An 18,303-nucleotide genomic window follows, 5' to 3' on the forward strand; every position below is an offset into this window, starting at 1 on the left:
TTTGCAAGATAGGCACATACCACACCAGAGCCAGCAGGCACGGGATCAGCCAACCGTTACGAAAGCTGCTCCCGCGCCTTGCCTTCGCGGATATTCTCCCGGGCTTCTTCACGTTCTTCGCTATCCGCTTCCGGGACATCGTGCTCATCGGCTCTTGAGGGGCGGAAGCACAGGGTGACCAGTATCGGAAAATGATCGGAGCCAAACGGAGTCAGCCGTTCAATATGGGCCAGTGTGAAATGCTCAGTGGTAAAGGCGTGATCCAGGGGCCATCGAAGATACCAGTGTTCGGCATGAAAGGTGTTGAACATGCCGCGGCCCCGGCGCGGATCCAGCATGCCGCTGACGTTACAGAACAGCCGTGTGGTGCGGGACCAGGCGACATCGTTCAGATCCCCCGCAACAATGGCGGGATAACCACCCTCGCGGACCTGCTGGCCGACCAACAGCAATTCCGCGTCGCGCCAGAGTGATTCCTCGCTTTCACTGGGCGATGGCGGGCGGGGATGGACGGCGTGCAACTTCACCCGGTCACCACAGGGCAGCTTCAGCCAACCGTGAATCGAGGGGATATCATCCTGGATCAGGTATTTCACCTCAGCTGCTTCCATCGGCAACCGTGAATAAAGATGCATGCCGTAGAGGTTGTCCAGCGGCACCCGGATAATGGTGGGCCAGTCCCCAAACGCGGCATCCAGCTGGTCGCCCCACCACTGGTCCGATTCCAGTGTCAGCAGGACATCCGGCTTCCGTTCCCGGACCTGGCGAATCAGTCCTTCGCTATTGCGATTAGGGGTCAGTACATTGGCGATCATCAGTGTCACGCAGCGGTCCTCCTGACCCAATTCCGCCGGACGCACCTGCAGGGGCCATAGACGCGTCCACGGCAGGATCCGGTATAACTGCAACACAAGTACCAGGGCGCATGACCCAAGCACCCATCCCCGCAGGCCATCTTCTGCGAGCCAGAACGCCAGGATGGCAATCAGGGCAGCCAGGATGGCAATCTGCACCCGGGGAAACTCGCAGGCCCGTATCCACCAGTCGTGAAGGCGCACTTTTCCAAGCAGGGTTACTGCCAGCAGGACGACGGCCAGACTCAGCAGAGTGTATGTGATCAAGCGGGCCTCCTTGGCGCGGACTTCCTTTACGCCCTCACTATAAACGATGGCCGGAAGTTCTGCCCTTGTGGCGGGCCTTTCATTAACAACACAGTCCCTGCGTAATCTCCATCACATGCGTATAAACTGTTGTAAAGGAGTTCCCCCATCGTCAGGAGTGCGCCATGCCGTCCAACCCAGGAATTACTGAGCGAGTCGAGGAAATCCGGGACAAGTCGTCCGAGGCCGCTGCGGAGTCGCTGGCTAAACTGGCACCGGATGAAATTCAGTTCATCCTTTCGCGCCTGCCTCATGACCAGGCGATGGAAGTGGCGTCTCACCTGGCGGAGTCCGTCGGGGCCGATGATCTTGCCACCAAGGCCGTGCTTTCCGGGGTCGAGGAAACCATCGGGGAGCTGATGACGCCCGCGCCAGCCATTCTTCCTGCAACCCACACGGTGGCGGAGGCCCTCGCCTTTCTGGTGAAAAGCTCCGAACTGCCGGAGATCAGCTATATCTTTGCCACCGAGGCTGATCGCCTGGTTGGTGTGGTTGGCATGCGTGACCTGATTCTTGCCAAACCGTCTGAACCGTTGGCGGACATCATGATTACCAACCCTTTTGCCTTTGACATCGACACACCGATTCAGGAAGCGGTAGGCGAAGTGCTCTATCGTCACTACCCTCTCTACCCGGTTGTTGATGACACCCGTCAGGTTGTGGGTGTTGTGCATGGCTGGAAACTGTATGAGCGCATTGCCTCGGAGCTCAGTGGCCAGGCCGGCGCCCAATACGGTGTTGATAAGGAAGAACAGGTCAGCACCTCGGTATTGAAGTCCTTCCGCATGCGCCACCCGTGGTTGCTGGTCAATCTGGTCACCGCCTTCGCCGCCGCCTTTGTGGTGGGCACGTTTGAAGATACCATTACCCGGATTGTCGCGCTGGCGGCTTTCCTGCCGGTTCTGGCCGGCCAGAGCGGCAATACCGGCTGCCAGGCCCTGGCGATCACCCTGCGGGGCATGACCCTGGGCCAGTTGCGGGATTACCCGGTGCGGAATCTGCTACGCAAGGAGATCCTGTTGGGCGCCCTTAACGGCGCTGTCGTCGGTTTCATTGCCGGGGCTGCCATGTTTGCCTATGCCATAATGACGGATTCCGTCGAGCCTCTGCTACTGGGCGTGGTGATCCTGATCGCGATGATCGGCTCCTGCATTGGCAGCGGTGTTTTTGGTGTACTGGTGCCGCTGACTCTGAAGCGTTTCGGTGCCGACCCGGCTACCGCCAGCAGTATTTTCCTGACCACCTTTACCGACATCCTCGGCATGGGCCTGATGCTGTTCCTGGCTACGGCCCTCGTGCTCTAACAAAGAGAGTTTTTGATGTTTGATACTGCTCTGATGCTGCCTGAGGGCGTAGAGATACCCGACATTATAATCGGGCCCTTGTTCAATACCGCCATTCTGATCACTGTCATTATTATCCTGAGAACGTTGTCGGCGCGTTTTATTCGCCGGTCAGTGGCCTCGTCAGAGTTACGTGGCCGGTTACTGGTCAATTTCCGCAATGGTTTTCTGCTGCTCACCCTGCTGGGGCTGGTAATGATCTGGGGTGATCAGCTCCGTACTCTGGCGTTGTCGATCGTAGCTATCGCTGTGGCCTTTGTGGTGGCCACCAAAGAGCTCATTCTGTGTATCACCGGCTCAATTCTGAAAAGCGGCGCCGGGTCCTTCGATCTGGGGGATCGCATCCAGGTGAAGGAATTTCGCGGGGATGTGATTGACCAGAGCCTGCTTGCCACCACCATTCTTGAAGTCGGCCCTGGCAAAGCCAGCCACCAGCGCACAGGGCGCATGATCGTGATTCCCAATGCCCTGTTTGTTGCCGAGCCGGTGGTCAACGAAAGCTTCACCAGCAGGTATGATTTCCACGTATTCATCGTGCCCTTCAAACTGGAGGACGACTGGCAAAAAGCCAGGGAGGCCCTGCTGGTTTCCGCAATAAGCCACTGCGAGCCTTACCTCGAGCCTGCACGTGCCTATATGGAGCGGGTAGGAAATCAGCGCGGGCTCGAAGTGCCGTCCGTGGATCCGCGGGTGAGCATCCAGGTACCCGAAGCCGGCGAAATTCACCTGATCGTGCGTATTCCGGTCCAGTCCGGCCAGAAGAGTTACATGGAACAGGTGATACTTAACGACGTATTCACCAATAACGAGTTTGCCCGGGTTAAAACACTTGCCCCGGGTTCGAACCCTGAAGCCGGCGAAGCATGAGCAGGAAATACTTGATGATCTCTGTTCGCTAGCCAACACACTGGAGTGGCCCCACTTCTTTATACTGGCCCACAGGTCGGGATTAAGAAACCACTTGTGTGAATAATGCGCTCGGCACCTGATACAGCAGGGGACGCTGACATGGGGGAGGATCATGAGATTATCAGATTTCATTCGGGCCGATATCGAGCCCATCCTTCAAGAATGGGACACCTTTGCCAAAACGCTGTTTCATGCCCGGGAAATGGACAAAACGGGGCGGCGGGACCACGCCCGGGAAATGCTCCTTGCCATTGCCGATGATATCGAGTCCACCCAGACCGCACCCGGGCAGGCCCCCAATTTCCGGGGCAGCGAACCAAAGAGCAAATACGACACCTGGGCCGAAGTACACGGCGGTGACCGGCAGGTCAGTGGCTTCAGCGTCAACGAGACAGTGTCGGAATTCCGGGCGCTTCGCGACAGTGTGGTATCACTCTGGAATAAAGCCTCTCCGACTATTGCCGGTCAGGACCTGCAGGACCTTACCCGGTTTCATCAGGCAGTAGACCAGGCAGTTGCCGAGTCGCTGGAGCAGTATACGACCCTGAAAGAGATGGAAACCCGGCTGTTCGGAGCCACCCTGCTGGCATCCCCGGACCCTATTTACGTCCTGGATCTCGACGGCCGGTTTATCTACGCGAATAAGGCGACAGAAGACCTGTTCACGCTGCCCATAAGCGCGCTGATTGGCAAGACCCCTCAGGATCTCGGCTTTCCGTTTGCACCGGAGTTCCAGCAACACCTGCAGCAGGTGATGACCCACAAAGCCTCCTATCGGGGTGAGTTTTCGCACCGATTTTCAGAAGCCAGTGGTGAGCACTTCGAGTATTTGCTCGCGCCTGTGGTGGATGAGGATGGCGAAACTGAAGCCACCGTCTGTATCTCCCGCGACATCACAGAACGGACACAGGCCCAGGAGAAGATCTGGCACAACGCCCATCATGACCTTTTAACAGGTCTCCCCAACCGGCGCCTGTTTCTGGATCGCCTGGATCAGGAAGTCAAACACGCCAGACGACGTAACGTCCCTCTTGCTGTCATGTTCATGGATCTCGACGGCTTCAAGGAGGTCAACGATTCGATCGGCCATGAAGTCGGAGACCGTTTGCTGTATTGCGTCGCTGAGCGCCTCGCCAGCTGTGTAAGGGAGGACGATACCGTTGCACGGCTGGGAGGCGACGAGTTCACGGTGATTCTTACCGGTGCCCGCAACAACGAGGACGCCGCGCAGGTGGCCCAGTCCATTGTTGATGCCCTGGCAAAGCCGTTTCATATTGCGGAACCACCTGTCCATATTTCAGCCAGTATCGGGATTACATTCTTCCCCCGGGATGGATCGTCACCGGACGCTCTGCTGAAAGCCGCGGACCATGCAATGTACACGGCCAAAAAATCTGCCACCAACCGGATCTGTATCTACGAGGGTCCGGAAAAGCAATAGCGGCTATGACGCCATAGCGTCGGTTAACGGACTCCCCTTCAAAGGAATGACGACATGGATCTGAAGAGCGGTTACCCCTTCTGGGCCGTCAAGAACGGTCTGATGTGCAAGTTCCCCAGGCTCAAGGCCGATATCAGCTGTGATGTGGCTGTGGTTGGTGGCGGCATTACCGGCGCCTTGATCGCAGATGAGTTGGGCAAGAACGGTTTTGACGTGGTGGTCATTGAACAGCGGGACATTGGCTGGGGGAGTTCTGCTGCCAGTACCGCGCTGTTGCAGTATGAGATTGATACCCACATGGCGGACCTGGCCCGCATGTATGGCGAATTCCAGGCGGTGCTGGCCTACAACGCCTGCGCCGATGCGATCACAGATCTGCGCGACCTTGCCAATGATCTGGGGGACGTGGATTTCGACATGCAGGAAAGCCTCTACTACGCCAGTACCCGCAGCGACAGTGAGCCCCTCCGCGAGGAGTACGAGTTGCGTATCAAGCACGGTTTCGAGGCCGAGTGGCTGGACTCGCGCAGCCTGAAGGAGCGCTTTGGCATCAAGGCTCCATGCGCGATATTGACGGCCCTCGCAGCACGCGTTGACCCCTATCGAATGGCCTCCAAACTCCTGATCCGGCTCGCCGAGCACGGCGGCAGGGTATTCGACCGCACAGAGATCCACACCATCGTACCCGATAAGGAAAGCGTGACGCTTGGCACTCCAGGGGGCCTCAGGATAGATGCCGGGCATGTGGTAATGGCGGCGGGCTACGCATCGCAAAAATGGTTAAACCAGTCCGTTTCAAAGAACCGCAGCAGCTATGCTTTTATTACGGATCCGGTCGAAACCGCCGAACTCGGCCCGCTGGCGTCAACCATGGTGTGGGAGTCCGCCCGGCCCTACCTCTATATGCGCACGACAGGTGACGGCCGACTGCTGGTTGGTGGGGATGACGACGATATCGACATCCCCGAGCGCCGCCACAGGCGTGTGGAGGGGAAGTCCAGAGGCCTGTACCGGAAAGTTGGGAAACTGTTCCCCGAGTTACCGATGACTCTGGCGTTTTCCTGGGGCGGCACCTTTGCCGAAACCGAAGATGGCCTGCCCTTCTTCGGTGCGCATACGCAATATGGCCCGCGGGTGTTGTTCGCCATGGCCTACGGCGGTAATGGTATCAGCTACAGCATGATCGGCGCCGGCCTGCTGAGAGCCATCATCGAAGACCGGCCACACCCACTGGCGGAGCTGTTCAGTTTTTCCCGCATAAGCTGAACTCTGGCGACCCTGTACGCCGAAAACGGCCGCGCTTTGCCAGATAAGGAAACCCGGGGCCTTTCCTGGTGAATAAACCTGAATAAGCACAAGCCCGGATCCGTAAGGTGAAAATTTATGTAGCACCCACAGGATTCTCGTGTTAAATATCGCGCGAGTACGGCCGGTTCCCCACCGCCGTTTCCAGGACAAGCCTCAAAGGAGCCGCGCTGCGGCCACCCTCAGCAGACCTGCACAACACCGCGTGTGTTCTGCACGCTTTGTATCCATCCCTTTTCTGTGAGGGACAACGCTCATGTTGAAGTTGTGTAAGCCAACGGCGCTGGCCGCCGCTATTGCTGTGTCATTGGGTGCGTCTTCTGCCTTGGCGGCAGAGGAAGTGCGTGTTTACAACTGGTCTGACTACATTGCCGAGGACACGCTGGAGAAATTCACTGCGGAAACCGGCATCAAGGTCATCTACGATGTCTACGACAGCAACGAGATCCTGGAAGCGGCATTGCTCTCCGGCCGTTCCGGTTATGACCTGGTGGTGCCATCGAACCATTATGTGGCCAAACAGATTTCCGCCCAGGCGTTCGAGAAGCTGGACCATTCAAAGCTGCCGAACATGGCGAACCTGAACCCGGACCTGATGGACGACCTGGAAAACGTCGACCCCGGCAGCCAGTTCTCCCTGCCCTATCTGTGGGGCACCAACGGTTATGGCTATAACGAAGGCCGTATCCGGGAAATCCTGGGTGACAGCGCCCCCACCGATTCCTGGGCCCTGGTGTTTGATCCCGAAGTCACCGGCAAACTCGCCGCCGGTGGTTGCGGCATTGCCATGCTGGATTCCGGCGAGGAAATGGTGCGTGCCGCCATGGCCTACATCGGCCTGAACCCCAACAGCAACAACGCCGAAGACATCAAAAAAGGCGGCGAGGTGATCAAGGCCATTCGCCCGAACGTCACCTATTTCCACTCCTCCCGTTACATTGGCGACCTGGCCAACGGTGACCTGTGCGTGGCCGCCGGCTATTCCGGCGACATCCTGCAGGCCGCTGCCCGCGCCGAGGAAGCCGAAAACGGCAATGTGATCCGCTACACCATCCCGAAGGAAGGTGCGGTGTTGTGGTTTGACATGATGACCATTCCGGCCGGCGCCCCGAACGTGGAAAACGCCCACACGCTGATGAACTTCCTGATGCGCCCGGAGATCATTGCGGATGTGACCAACTATGTGTGGTACGCCAACCCCAACAAGCCGGCCAACGAGTTCGTGGACCCGGAGATCCTCAGCGACACCAGCATCTACCCCACCGACGAGGTGATGAAGAAGCTGTACGTGATGGAAGGCCGGCCCCAGGACGCCCAGCGCCTGATGACCCGCACCTGGACCAACGTGAAGTCCGGTCGTTAAACGGTGGACAACGGCAACAACACCTCCGCGCAAGCGGAGGTGTTACTCCACATTGAAGGCATTTCCAAAAGCTTTGACGGCACGCTGGCCGTGGATAACGTGAGCCTGGACATCCACAAGGGCGAGATCTTCGCCCTGCTGGGTGGTTCCGGTTCCGGCAAGTCCACGCTGCTGCGTATGCTGGCGGGCTTCGAGGCGCCCAACGCCGGCCGCATTGTGCTGGACGGCCAGGATATTACCGGCCTGCCGCCCTACCTGCGGCCCACCAACATGATGTTCCAGTCCTATGCCCTGTTCCCCCACATGACGGTGGAGCAGAACATTGCCATGGGCCTGAAACAGGACAAGCTCCCCAAGGACGAGATCCGCGACCGGGTCGAGGCCATGCTGAAGCTGGTGAAGATGGAAACCTTCGGCAAGCGCAAGCCGCAGCAGCTTTCTGGCGGGCAACAACAGCGTGTGGCTCTGGCCCGCTCCCTGGCCAAGCGCCCGAAACTGCTGTTGCTGGACGAGCCCATGGGCGCGCTGGACAAGAAACTGCGCACCGAGATGCAGCTGGAACTGGTGGAGATCCTGGAAAAGGTGGGGGCCACCTGCCTGATGGTGACCCACGACCAGGAAGAGGCCATGACCATGGCCAGCCGCATTGCCATCATGGCCCAGGGCCGTATTGCCCAGGTGGGCTCGCCCATCGACATCTACGAGAGCCCGAACAGCCGCATGACAGCGGAGTTCATCGGCTCCGTGAATATTTTCGAAGCCAGGATCCTGGCTGATGAGTCCGACAGTATTACCCTGGAGAGTGCCTTGCTGGACGCTCCGGTATTTATCGACCGGGGTGTCAGCACGCCGGCGGAAAGCACGGCCACCCTGGTGGCGTTGCGCCCGGAGAAGGTCTACCTCTCGAGCGAGAAACCGGAAGGCGAGACCAACTGGAGCCGGGGCATGGTCGATAACATCGCCTACCTGGGGGATATCAGTTGCTACTACGTGCGGCTGGCCAGCGGCAAGCGAGTGCAGGCTACCATGGCCAACGTGGAGCGCCGTGGCGAAAGGCCCACCTGGGGCGACACGGTGTTCGTGTCCTGGGAAGCCTCCAGCCCCATCCTGCTGTGGAACTGATGCCGTGGCCAACAGACTGATATCCGGCCCGCTGATGGAGCGGGTGCGTGCCGTGGTATTCCACCGCAGGGTGGTCTTCGGCATTCCGTTCCTGTGGCTGCTGCTGTTTTTCCTGCTGCCCTTCGCGCTGGTGCTGAAGATCAGCTTTTCCTCGGCGGTCATGGCTATCCCGCCCTACCAGCCGGTGTTCAACTTCGTGGACAACACCTTCTCGGTGGTGGTGAATTTCAGCAACTACCTGTTCCTGCTGTCCGACAGCCTGTACATCGCCGCCTACTGGGGTTCAGTCAAGATCGCCCTGATCTCGACCCTGGTGTGCCTGCTGATCGGCTACCCCATGGCCTACGCCATGGCCCGGGCGTCGGCCCGGATGCAGATGGTGTTGTTGCTGATGGTGATGCTGCCCTCCTGGACCTCATTCCTGATCCGCGTCTACGCCTGGATGGGTATCCTCGGCAACCAGGGCCTGCTGAACAACCTGTTGATGTGGCTGGGCGCCATCGACGCCCCCCTGAAAATGCTGAACACCAACTTCGCGGTGGTGCTGGGCATTGCCTATGCCTATCTGCCTTTCATGGTGCTACCCATCTACACCAACCTGGTGAAGCTGGATGTGCGCCTGCTGGAGGCGGCCTCGGACCTGGGCTGCCGTAGCCTGACCACCTTCTGGGCCATCACCCTGCCGCTGTCGAAGGCCGGCATCATTGCCGGTTCCATGCTGGTGTTCATTCCCGCGGTGGGCGAGTTCGTGATTCCGGAACTGCTGGGCGGGCCAGACACGCTGATGATCGGCAAGGTGCTGTGGGAAGAGTTCTTCAACAACCGTGACTGGCCGGTGGCGTCTTCGTTGGCCATTGTGATGCTCGCCCTTCTGCTGATTCCCATCATCCTGTTCCACCGTTTCCAGGCACGGGAGATGGAAAAGCATGGTTAAGTCACGGCCGATGAGCTTTTCAAAAGTGATGCTGGTGCTGGGCCTGCTGTTCCTGTACCTGCCCATGCTGGTGCTGATCGTCTATTCCTTCAACGCCTCACGGCTGGTGTCGGTGTGGGCGGGTTTCTCCACCCACTGGTACGGCGAGCTGTTCCGTGACCAGCAGATCCTATCGGCAGTGTGGATGAGCCTGAGAATCGCCTTCTACTCCGCCAGCATGGCGGTGTGCCTGGGTACCCTGTGCGCGTTCGTAATGACCCGCTTCAGGCGCATCCGTGGCCGCACCCTGCTCTCCAGCATGATCAGCGCGCCCCTGGTCATGCCGGAAGTGATCACCGGCCTGTCGCTGTTGCTGCTGTTCGTACAGATGGCCCAGACTATCGGCTGGCCTACCGACCGCGGCATGGCCACCATCTGGATTGCCCATACCACCTTCTGCAGCGCCTACGTGGCCGTGGTGGTCAGCGCCCGCCTGCGGGAAGTGGACCACTCCATCGAGGAAGCGGCGATGGACCTGGGCTGCACGCCTTTGAAGACCTTTTTCGTGATCACCCTGCCGGTGATTACCCCGGCGCTGGTATCCGGCTGGCTGCTGGCTTTCACCCTGTCGCTGGATGACCTGGTGATTGCCAGTTTCGTCTCCGGTCCCGGGGCGACGACCCTGCCCATGGTGGTGTTCTCGTCCGTGCGGATGGGAGTATCACCGAAAATCAACGCGCTGGCGGCGCTGATTATTCTGGCGGTCTCGCTGATTGCGTTTATCGCCTGGTATCTGATGCGACGAAACGAGAGGCAATAACCCGCCCGGATGGAAAGCCCCCGGGAGAACCGGAGGCTTCCACCCGTGACGCTTAATGCACGTTCGCGGGATTCCGGGCGGTGATACACCAGGAACTCGAGGGCATGACAATCTGCCCGGACTTCTTGTCCTGATAGGGAGTCAGGGCCTCGCGCAGGGCTTTCTCGATTTCCGGACGCTGCTGTTCAGCGAGCTCCCCGGCCTCCCGGAAAACCTCCCCGGCCGGCCCGATGGCCAGCTGGAAGTTGATCGCGTCCTGGACGGAATCCCCAACGGTAACCGGGCCATCAACCTGCTCGAATTCTATGTCGCTGAACCCGGCAATCACCAGTTGCTTCGACACAACCTCGGTATTGGCCATGGAAAAGGGCCCCGGGCCACAGGATCTTGCGCCGTCTCCCGGCTCTGGCAGGTACCGCAGGACCACCTCCTTTGCCATTCCCAGCCAGGGATTGTGGTCGCTGCTGCGCCAGACAATGAACATCAGCTCTCCCCCTCGCCGCAGTGCCCGGCGGATGTTCTTCATGGCCCGCACGGGGTTCTCGAAAAACATCATGCCGAAGCGTGAAAAACACAGATCGAAACGACCATCAAAGGGATACCGCTCCACGTCTTCCGTAATGAATCGGATGTTGTCCAGACCCGCCTTACGGGCCTCTGAACGCGCCCTGGTCAGAAACTGATCGACGCAGTCAACGCCAAGCACATAACCGCCGGGGCCCGTCTTGCGGGCCAGCTGGATAGCTGTGTCGCCCCAGCCGCAGCCAACATCCAGAATGCGGCTACCCGGCGTCACTGCAAGACGCTCCAGAGGTATCCGGCTGTGGTAGCTCAGGCCTTCCATCAGAATATGGCGAAACCGGTCAAACTTGTCCGCCAGCGTGTCATTCCAGAACTGAACATATTCAGTTGGTTCGGTGAGTTGTGTTGCTGTCTCGCTCATGGTGTCCTCCATTGTGTTGTGCGGTAGCCCAAGGACGCACGAAAGGAATTTCTTGTTCCCGGAATTAACGAACAACTACACTGCCAGTGGCAGTACCCGCATCTGTCCCCATGGATGCGGATCAACACAAAGGGAGCTGACTATTGGATATTGCCCAGGCCTCAATGCAGTTTGATGCCGCCCTGGCAGATTTCGCCCGTGCCCGGAGCTCGTCACCGAACGCCTCCAGCCTTAACCTGCTGGAGCGGGCGCGCGTGTTGATGACACTGCCAGGCGGGTTTGATGTCCTGTATCGCCGCGTGCGGTCGCTGGAATCCGCGGGTATCTTCGGCACCAGTGACTGGTCAAAACCGGGCATACTTCAGCCTGCCCTGGCCAAGCATTCACTTCGTGAAGCCGGCGCCGTTACCACTGTTGTGGAAGCGATCAGCGAGATCCGCCTGCTGGCGGTCGTTCGGGGTGACTACTTTCATCCCGGAATTTCTTCGGAACAGGCACGGCACTTCCTGACCCAGGTAATGGCTCTGAATCTGGATCTGCTTTCCGGCACCCTCAACGAAGCCGACCGTGAAAGGCCAAAACAACTCGGGGTTATCGTACAGGGGCTCTACCAGTACCTGATATCCCATCTTGGCTACGAAAGCCTGCTGGACAGCCTGGTTGCAGAGGTCTGGCGACTATTGGAACAGGGGCCGGTGCAGGTGGACAGCATTTGCGACATGATCGGCCAGATCGCCAAATGCCTTTATGACCCGGAACTGGAGACTACGGGCACGGCTGATGCCACCCGCCTGGTACGCGCCCTGTTCGCCCCTACACCGGGCAGCCGGGAAGACCCCGGGCTGGATGTTTACCAGCTGCGGCTGACCACGATGGACGATATTGCGCTGTCTGCGGAAGCTTCGGAATTTGCCCGCAACATGCACGATACCGGGCTGGCCTCACCCTACCATGCGGTGTTTCTGAGGTTCCTGAGGAGCAGCAACGAGGATGAACTGATCCCCACCGCGCTCGGATTGACCATGACAGGGCTGGATGATTTCTATTGCTACAACCAGCTGGTCCATACCCTGATCGACGAAGCGATCCATCCGGAAACCTGCCAGGCCGTGTACGGACTCACCATGATGCTCGAACGCGGCTCGCTGTTCACACCGGCCGTGGCCCAGGCACTTTGGCGGCAGATAAAGCTCAGGCTCTCGGCGGAAACGGAACGGGCCCTGGCAGAAACGTTTGGTGATGCAGTACCACCGAGAGTGTTCCTGCTGGCGGGGGTACTCAACCTGTTAGGTCAGCCACTTGGCGTGGGCCAGGGCAACAATCCCAGTTGCCAGTCCGCAATCGGGCTGTCCATGTGGGCGGCAAACGAGGCGGATTACCTGCTTCAGGTGCTGGCCTGGGCAGCCAGGGACAATGAAGTACTGGGACGGTTTGAGGGCTGGGAAGTATCATCCAGGAACCTGGAGCCGGGCCTGGTCAAGGAAACACCGGTGGATGTAGACCCGGTCTCGCTGATCCTCATTCCCCACCTTGACCGTATTTACGGTGAAATGTGGCGCCGCTGTGAAGACCGGGACGACGATGCCCATCGCTGGATCAACCCGGAATTCTACGGCTGGTGGGTCAGCCATGGTTTCAAGGTTGTGGCGGATATCCACACCGGAGAGATCAGGGACTACGAAGGCTTCATCCGCCATTTCTATGCCAGCTACCACCCCTATTACAACGGCAACTTGCCGGTGATTCACCACCAGCCTGCCGGTATTGCAGTCACCGACAGCGCTGCCCGCTTCGTCGGCCGCCACGCCATCACCATCCAGCGAGTGGCCTTGAGCCCCACCAACGAGATGCGGGTGTATTTCTTCAACCCCAACAACGACAGCGGCCAGGACTGGGGCCAGGGCATCACCTGCTCAACAAGGGGGCATGGCGAAATAAAGGGTGAAGCATCCCTGCCAGTGGCTGAGTTTGCCTCACGCCTTTACGCATTTCATTACGACACCCTGGAGCTGGGTGACCTCAGCGCCATACCCGAAGAGGAAGTGGCACGGGTTATGGAGCTGGGGTATGGCAGCTGGGCGGCTGAGGAGGAGTCTCACTGACCTCAGCAATACCAATAGCCGTCGCATCAATTCGGTTCAGGTTCCGGGTCAGACGACAACAGCGCCAGCATTGGAGCATCGTCCGCGATCAGTGTGCGGCTGAGCCTTCGGAAGGAGTCCACGGTCATGGCATCAAGGGCTTCCTCCACTTCACCTGCCCGATCAACTGGCTCTCCCGTTTCCCGCAGGGTAGACCACCAATAGGAGGCGTACCCCTGCAAATTCTGCCTGCGTGCGCCCAATGCCTGCCGGATACCATCGCGATACTGGTCAAAGCTCTCTTCGGTGAGGTCTGGCAGCTCTTTACGGTAACGATCCAGAACTGCAGCAATTTCTTCGTCCAGCTTTCCAGGTTTCATGTCCGGGGCCTGGAGCATCAGGGTTGTTCCCCACTCCTCGTACCCTTGCAGCAAGGTGGCGAAGGCAACATAGCCCCACTGCTGTGAGTCCCTGAACTGCTGGAAGATGCGGTTGTGCAGCATCTGGGTGGTCAGCATGGTTGCGGCCATGACATCTCTGCGATCGCCGTCTACCGGGTAATAGCGGGCAGCCACCCCCGCAGGCACCCAGCCTACCCTTTGCTCAACGGGCCCGGAACGTTCAGCGGCCGGAAACCGTTCACCCAGGGGTGTCGGCTCAATCTCCAGGGTACTGGTGAATATATCAGCCAACGCCCGTGCATGTTTCTCCCGGTAGTTTCCAAGGGCCATCATCATCACTTCCGGAGCCTTCCAGAACTGGCGGTGGAAGGCCTTCATGTCTTCAACACCCAGTCCGCCGAGTTCGGCCAGTTCCTCACGGGGCCCGTTCACCCCCGGGCGCAGGCGGTTGTTAAGGGCTGTCATCATCTGTTCGAAATACTGAGCGTTTTCCAACCCGTCGACCTGAACCCTGGCTTTGGCCCGAGTCTTGCGCAACAGCTTCGGTGTGACCTCCAGGTTGTGAATGGCATCCGCCACCTGCTGCAGGAAGTCTTCCTGTTTACCGGTGAAGCCCTGGACCGACAGGCCAACACCCTGATTCATCCGGTTCACCATAAACTGGATGCCGGCATCGCTTCCGGTCTGCATCAACTCCGTCAGCTCTTCAGCCAGCATAAAGCTGTACAGCAGATTGGTGGAGGCATCCTTCAGGTTCTGTTCGATCATGGGCGATTCGATAGCAATGGTGAGAACACCGCGAGGCTCCCGGAACTCCTTGTCCTGAAGGTGCCAGATCTCAAGGCCACGGGAATCAGACAGGTTCACCGGCAGCTCCGCGGTGTTATCGGCCAGGGGGTGAACAACCTTCTCATCGTCGGTGAACGGATTCTCGCGGATGGCAAGTTTAGCGTTTACCCCCGAATCACTGTCCTTCCAGCGGGTCAAGGTGTCGTCGTCAGGGCTCACTGCCTCGTAATCAATGCCGGTCACCGGCTCAACATCCGGCAGATCTCCGAAATCACCCGCGTGGGTCACCAAAGCCTGATCCGGTGTCATATCCTTGAGGATAGAGCGCACGAGCTTTTCATCGAACGAGGACATCAGTGCGGGCGCCGTCAAAACCTCCTCTACCGGATAGCGCAGCAACGACACCGCCAGGCCGGAGACCTCCTGCATAACCTGGCCCTTGCGGGGGAAACGAAACTCCTCTTGCGCCTGCCGGCTCTGTTCTTCGTAAAGTGCCGCCAGATCCTCTGATTCACTCATTGTGTCGAGATAATCGAAGATGCTGGCAATGATACGATCCCCGGCCTTAACACCCTCCTCTGTCAAGGTCATCCGGACACTGAAAGTGGCGTAATCCGCACCCTGCAAATCCATGCCGGTGCTCAGTTCGTCAATCCAGCCCCGCTCCTTGAGAGCCGCGGCCAGACGCCCGGATTTCTTGCTGGATAACACGCGCCCCAGGAAGGTGTAGGGTTTGGTCTGGTAGAACAGGTGTTCCGGTTCTGCCTCGAAGGAAAGCTTGAGTACATCGGTGTCACCCACGGTTTGAAGCCTGGCCCGGGCGGGCAGGCCATCGTGCTCAAGCAGCGGCACCTCAGCCCCGGACGCTGTGGCAGCATCATCCTCTCCCGATTCAGCCGGCGCGAAAGACCTTTCCGCCCATTCCCGGAGCTGCTCCATCGGCTGGGGGCCCATAACCACCAATTTCATCTTGCCAGGAGTGAAATACAGGCCGTGGTAAAGGTCCAGGCGCTCCACCAGATTTTCATGGGAGACTCCTTCAAACGATTCCCGGTTACCCATCGCCATTCGCGACGCGGGATGGTCCGGATTCACCTGCTGGCGCAGAACATTCTGCATACGCCAACCCAACTGGTCCCGGCGCCCATCAAACTCGGACTGCACAATGGCAATCTCGTCGGCGACCGCATCGGGCTCAAGCGACGGCGCGATAATGAAATCGGAAAAACGGGACAGGCCTTCCTCCAGACGATCGGCACCGACCTGAAAGAAAAAGTTGGTGTGGTCCGCAGCGGTATAGGCGTTATAACTTCCCCCCGCACTGCTGATATAGTCGGTAAACCCGCCCCGGTCAGGATACTTTTCAGACCCTGAAAACAGCATGTGTTCCAACAGATGAACCAGGCCAGGGATATCCTCCGGGTCATCATCACCACCCAATGGAACCGTCAGCGCAGCACCGGCAACCGTGAGCTCGTCGTCGTGAACGAGCAACACTTCCAGACCGTTTTCCAGGGTAATATGTCGGTAGTCCCGCAAGTCGAGTTCGGGCTTTTCGATCTGTGTTTCGGCAAGGCCGGAGTGGGAGAAAAGGAGTGTAAAGAACAGGAAAAAACTGCTTAAGTGCCACCTTGGCATGGGAACCTCCGTGTAATATCTGAGTTAACAGGAAAAGGGTGCCAAGATTCAGCTCTCAGTCGGCAAATACATAAGAAAGAGCTATCCAGGCAAAAATCAGGTACAAAAATCTGTCAAACCATTTGTTCAGATGTTCATATTTTTCAAAAAACCTCAATAATCTCATGGCCTTATCGTTGCCGAATTTACCCATTAAAAACCGCGTGGCGTCTCGCAACAACCAGTACAGACCTATCGCTGTCACTATATATCTTAAGTCCATAAAATAGATCCGCTTATCTCCATATACATCTAACCTGACGGAAGAAAAATGAACACTTCTGGAAAATCCGCGCACCCAGAATGTTCCTATCTAATCTTGCTCAATAGTTTTTCATACCGTATTAGTGCTAACCCAAGTATAACGAACCATACGGCGGAGAAAATCTCAATCTGGCTCAAAAAATCCAGACCCATAGCCTCACGAAATATATGATCCAGAAAGACCGAAAGTAGAATTCCGGCTAGCGTGAAACAAATCCAGATCTTAAATAATGTGGCTGACATCGATTTCCCACCAATATTATTGAATTCAGTACTAAGTAAACATAATTGGTGCCACTGTGTGATTCAGTTAATTCCAGCTTGCTACTCCTACCAAAGACCTTACTTTATTATCACTACTAACCGCACATAAATCAGAAAGCTTTGATAATGGCTGCAACCACCGCTATTAATAGCCCAACTAGAAGCACATTACTAAATATCCATTGCCTCGCATCCAACACCTCTTTATCAGACACTTTATGCAATTCTTCCGATTTAACCCTTAAAACCAGATACCCTATAAATACTAATGGAAATATTGCAAATATCGCTAATTGATCCGTCGTGAGACCCCATATAAATGTCACCCAAAATAAAACATCAAAAAAAGTAGAATATTTTCCACCCAGCCAATTTTCAAGAATGGACTTCCCACCACAACGCTTGCATACTGCTGGTGCAAATTCAGATGCTAAGAGCGCTCGCACCACTGATATATTTGGATCGCTACAGTACGGACATTCTTTTTTTCCGTTGTTTTTTTGCATACTTAAGATAGGCTTCACTCATCTTTCGACTTATTAATCATCATAAGCTCGATAAACGTACCAATTATTACAAACAATGTAAGAAGCCAAAGAGGCACTCCCAAATAATAACTTATCAGTGAGATGATAATAACAAATATTGCCCCTGAACCACTCACAACACAACTCCTTTAAAAAAAGGGTATGCTTCCCCCTTAAAGCAGAGGGAAGCATTTTAGGTTATATATTAGAATGCCCTATTTTGCTGGGGAAGCGGGGACTCTTGAGTATCAGGAATACTTACCCCTTCATCCAGCTGTTTTGCTGCTTGATAAGTTGCATTCGGTGTAGCGACCCGTGTCGTAATTGCCTGGGTCAGCTTCTTGGAGGTGTGGTGCCTCACTAAAGCTGCACCAAACTGTATGAGCGGCAAGTAACCGCCACTTACTTGCTCAACTTCCTGCACATTCAATTCACGCATACCTATTTCTCCTTAGTCATTGGTTAAACCACTTCCATGTTGCTCCTTCGACCGGTCAATCAGGCAACAACCTGAACCTACCAATATTAATCACGATTTGCCTACCCATTAGTTTTAAAAACTGTGAAATTAATCACGTTATATAATATCCACATGGTAATCCTCCGGATAATTGACAAGGGAAACACCTTGTTATTTATAAGTTAACAGAGGCAAGCTACTGAGATTCAACGCTCATTCGGAGAATATATAGAAAGAGCTGTCCCGAAAAAAATCAGGTACAAAAATTTATCGCCCCACTTATTTATAGTTTTATTTTTTCAAAAGATATAAAAATTCTCTCCGCCTTAGAGTCACCAGACTTCACCACTAATGACAACCTATTGTGGCGTTTCTGCTTATTTTCCACCTAAGTCCCATGCACTATTGATAGCGCCGATTACTTAGGGAGACTCTGAATAAGTCTCGAAATCAGCGATAATACGGCCATCGCCAACCGCATAGGATTCGTTGCCACCATGGATCAGATCACTTTCTCCGAA

14 protein-coding genes are annotated in these 18,303 nt (G+C 56.7%); 9 read left to right on the forward strand and 5 right to left on the reverse strand.

Annotated features, from left to right (window positions below):
* Positions 1-56 precede the first annotated feature (56 nt).
* Positions 57-1,121, reverse strand: coding sequence for an endonuclease/exonuclease/phosphatase family protein (locus HLUCCO03_RS10500; RefSeq protein ID WP_027830603.1), 1,065 nt, complete (start codon positions 1,119-1,121; stop codon positions 57-59).
* Positions 1,122-1,285: 164 nt separating this feature from the next.
* Between HLUCCO03_RS10500 and HLUCCO03_RS10505 the strand changes: the two genes are divergently transcribed.
* The 8 genes from HLUCCO03_RS10505 to HLUCCO03_RS10540 all read left to right on the forward strand — a co-directional run bounded on the left by HLUCCO03_RS10505 (position 1,286) and on the right by HLUCCO03_RS10540 (position 10,376).
* Positions 1,286-2,464: a magnesium transporter gene (locus HLUCCO03_RS10505; protein ID WP_036197185.1), complete on the forward strand. Its 1,179-nt coding sequence runs from the start codon at positions 1,286-1,288 to the stop codon at positions 2,462-2,464.
* 15 nt (positions 2,465-2,479) lie between these two features.
* Positions 2,480-3,370 (forward strand): mechanosensitive ion channel domain-containing protein, encoded by an 891-nt coding sequence (locus HLUCCO03_RS10510; RefSeq protein WP_051603748.1) that lies wholly within the window; start codon positions 2,480-2,482, stop codon positions 3,368-3,370.
* A 154-nt stretch (positions 3,371-3,524) separates the two neighbouring features.
* Positions 3,525-4,853, forward strand: a complete 1,329-nt coding sequence (locus HLUCCO03_RS10515; RefSeq protein ID WP_036197182.1) for a diguanylate cyclase — start codon at positions 3,525-3,527, stop codon at positions 4,851-4,853.
* Between the two features lie 54 nt (positions 4,854-4,907).
* A complete protein-coding gene (locus HLUCCO03_RS10520; protein ID WP_027830601.1) occupies positions 4,908-6,119 on the forward strand; it encodes an FAD-binding oxidoreductase in 1,212 nt (403 codons plus the stop codon).
* A 295-nt stretch (positions 6,120-6,414) separates the two neighbouring features.
* Positions 6,415-7,521: a polyamine ABC transporter substrate-binding protein gene (locus HLUCCO03_RS10525; protein WP_027830600.1), complete on the forward strand. Its 1,107-nt coding sequence runs from the start codon at positions 6,415-6,417 to the stop codon at positions 7,519-7,521.
* A 3-nt stretch (positions 7,522-7,524) separates the two neighbouring features.
* Positions 7,525-8,643 carry a polyamine ABC transporter ATP-binding protein gene (gene potA / locus HLUCCO03_RS10530; RefSeq protein WP_027830599.1) on the forward strand — a complete coding sequence of 373 codons (1,119 nt, stop codon included), beginning with the start codon at positions 7,525-7,527 and terminating at the stop codon, positions 8,641-8,643.
* A gap of 34 nt (positions 8,644-8,677) precedes the next feature.
* Positions 8,678-9,577, forward strand: a complete 900-nt coding sequence (locus HLUCCO03_RS10535; protein ID WP_027830598.1) for an ABC transporter permease subunit — start codon at positions 8,678-8,680, stop codon at positions 9,575-9,577.
* On the forward strand, positions 9,570-10,376 hold the full coding sequence (locus HLUCCO03_RS10540) for an ABC transporter permease subunit (RefSeq protein WP_027830597.1): 807 nt from the start codon (positions 9,570-9,572) through the stop codon (positions 10,374-10,376). Before HLUCCO03_RS10535 ends, HLUCCO03_RS10540 begins: the two co-directional genes overlap by 8 nt.
* Positions 10,377-10,428: 52 nt before the next feature.
* Here HLUCCO03_RS10540 and HLUCCO03_RS10545 read toward each other — a convergent pair whose 3' ends face one another.
* Positions 10,429-11,319 (reverse strand): class I SAM-dependent methyltransferase, encoded by an 891-nt coding sequence (locus HLUCCO03_RS10545; RefSeq protein WP_027830596.1) that lies wholly within the window; start codon positions 11,317-11,319, stop codon positions 10,429-10,431.
* Between the two features lie 143 nt (positions 11,320-11,462).
* On the opposite strand from HLUCCO03_RS10545, the gene HLUCCO03_RS10550 reads away from it, so the two are divergent.
* A complete protein-coding gene (locus HLUCCO03_RS10550; RefSeq protein ID WP_027830595.1) occupies positions 11,463-13,421 on the forward strand; it encodes a hypothetical protein in 1,959 nt (652 codons plus the stop codon).
* 26 nt (positions 13,422-13,447) lie between these two features.
* Here the strand turns inward: HLUCCO03_RS10550 and HLUCCO03_RS10555 are convergent, their stop codons facing one another.
* The 3 genes from HLUCCO03_RS10555 to HLUCCO03_RS10565 form a co-directional block, all read right to left on the reverse strand.
* Complete coding sequence (locus HLUCCO03_RS10555; RefSeq protein ID WP_027830594.1) at positions 13,448-16,228, reverse strand: insulinase family protein; 2,781 nt, start codon at positions 16,226-16,228, stop codon at positions 13,448-13,450.
* A gap of 677 nt (positions 16,229-16,905) precedes the next feature.
* Entirely contained in the window at positions 16,906-17,301 is a 396-nt protein-coding gene (locus tag HLUCCO03_RS10560) for a hypothetical protein (RefSeq protein ID WP_155939869.1), read from the reverse strand.
* A gap of 226 nt (positions 17,302-17,527) precedes the next feature.
* On the reverse strand, positions 17,528-17,761 hold the full coding sequence (locus HLUCCO03_RS10565) for a hypothetical protein (RefSeq protein WP_027830591.1): 234 nt from the start codon (positions 17,759-17,761) through the stop codon (positions 17,528-17,530).
* Positions 17,762-18,303 lie beyond the last annotated feature (542 nt).

Origin of the sequence: Marinobacter sp. HL-58 (genome assembly GCF_001314605.1) — a bacterium.
Lineage (GTDB): Bacteria > Pseudomonadota > Gammaproteobacteria > Pseudomonadales > Oleiphilaceae > Marinobacter.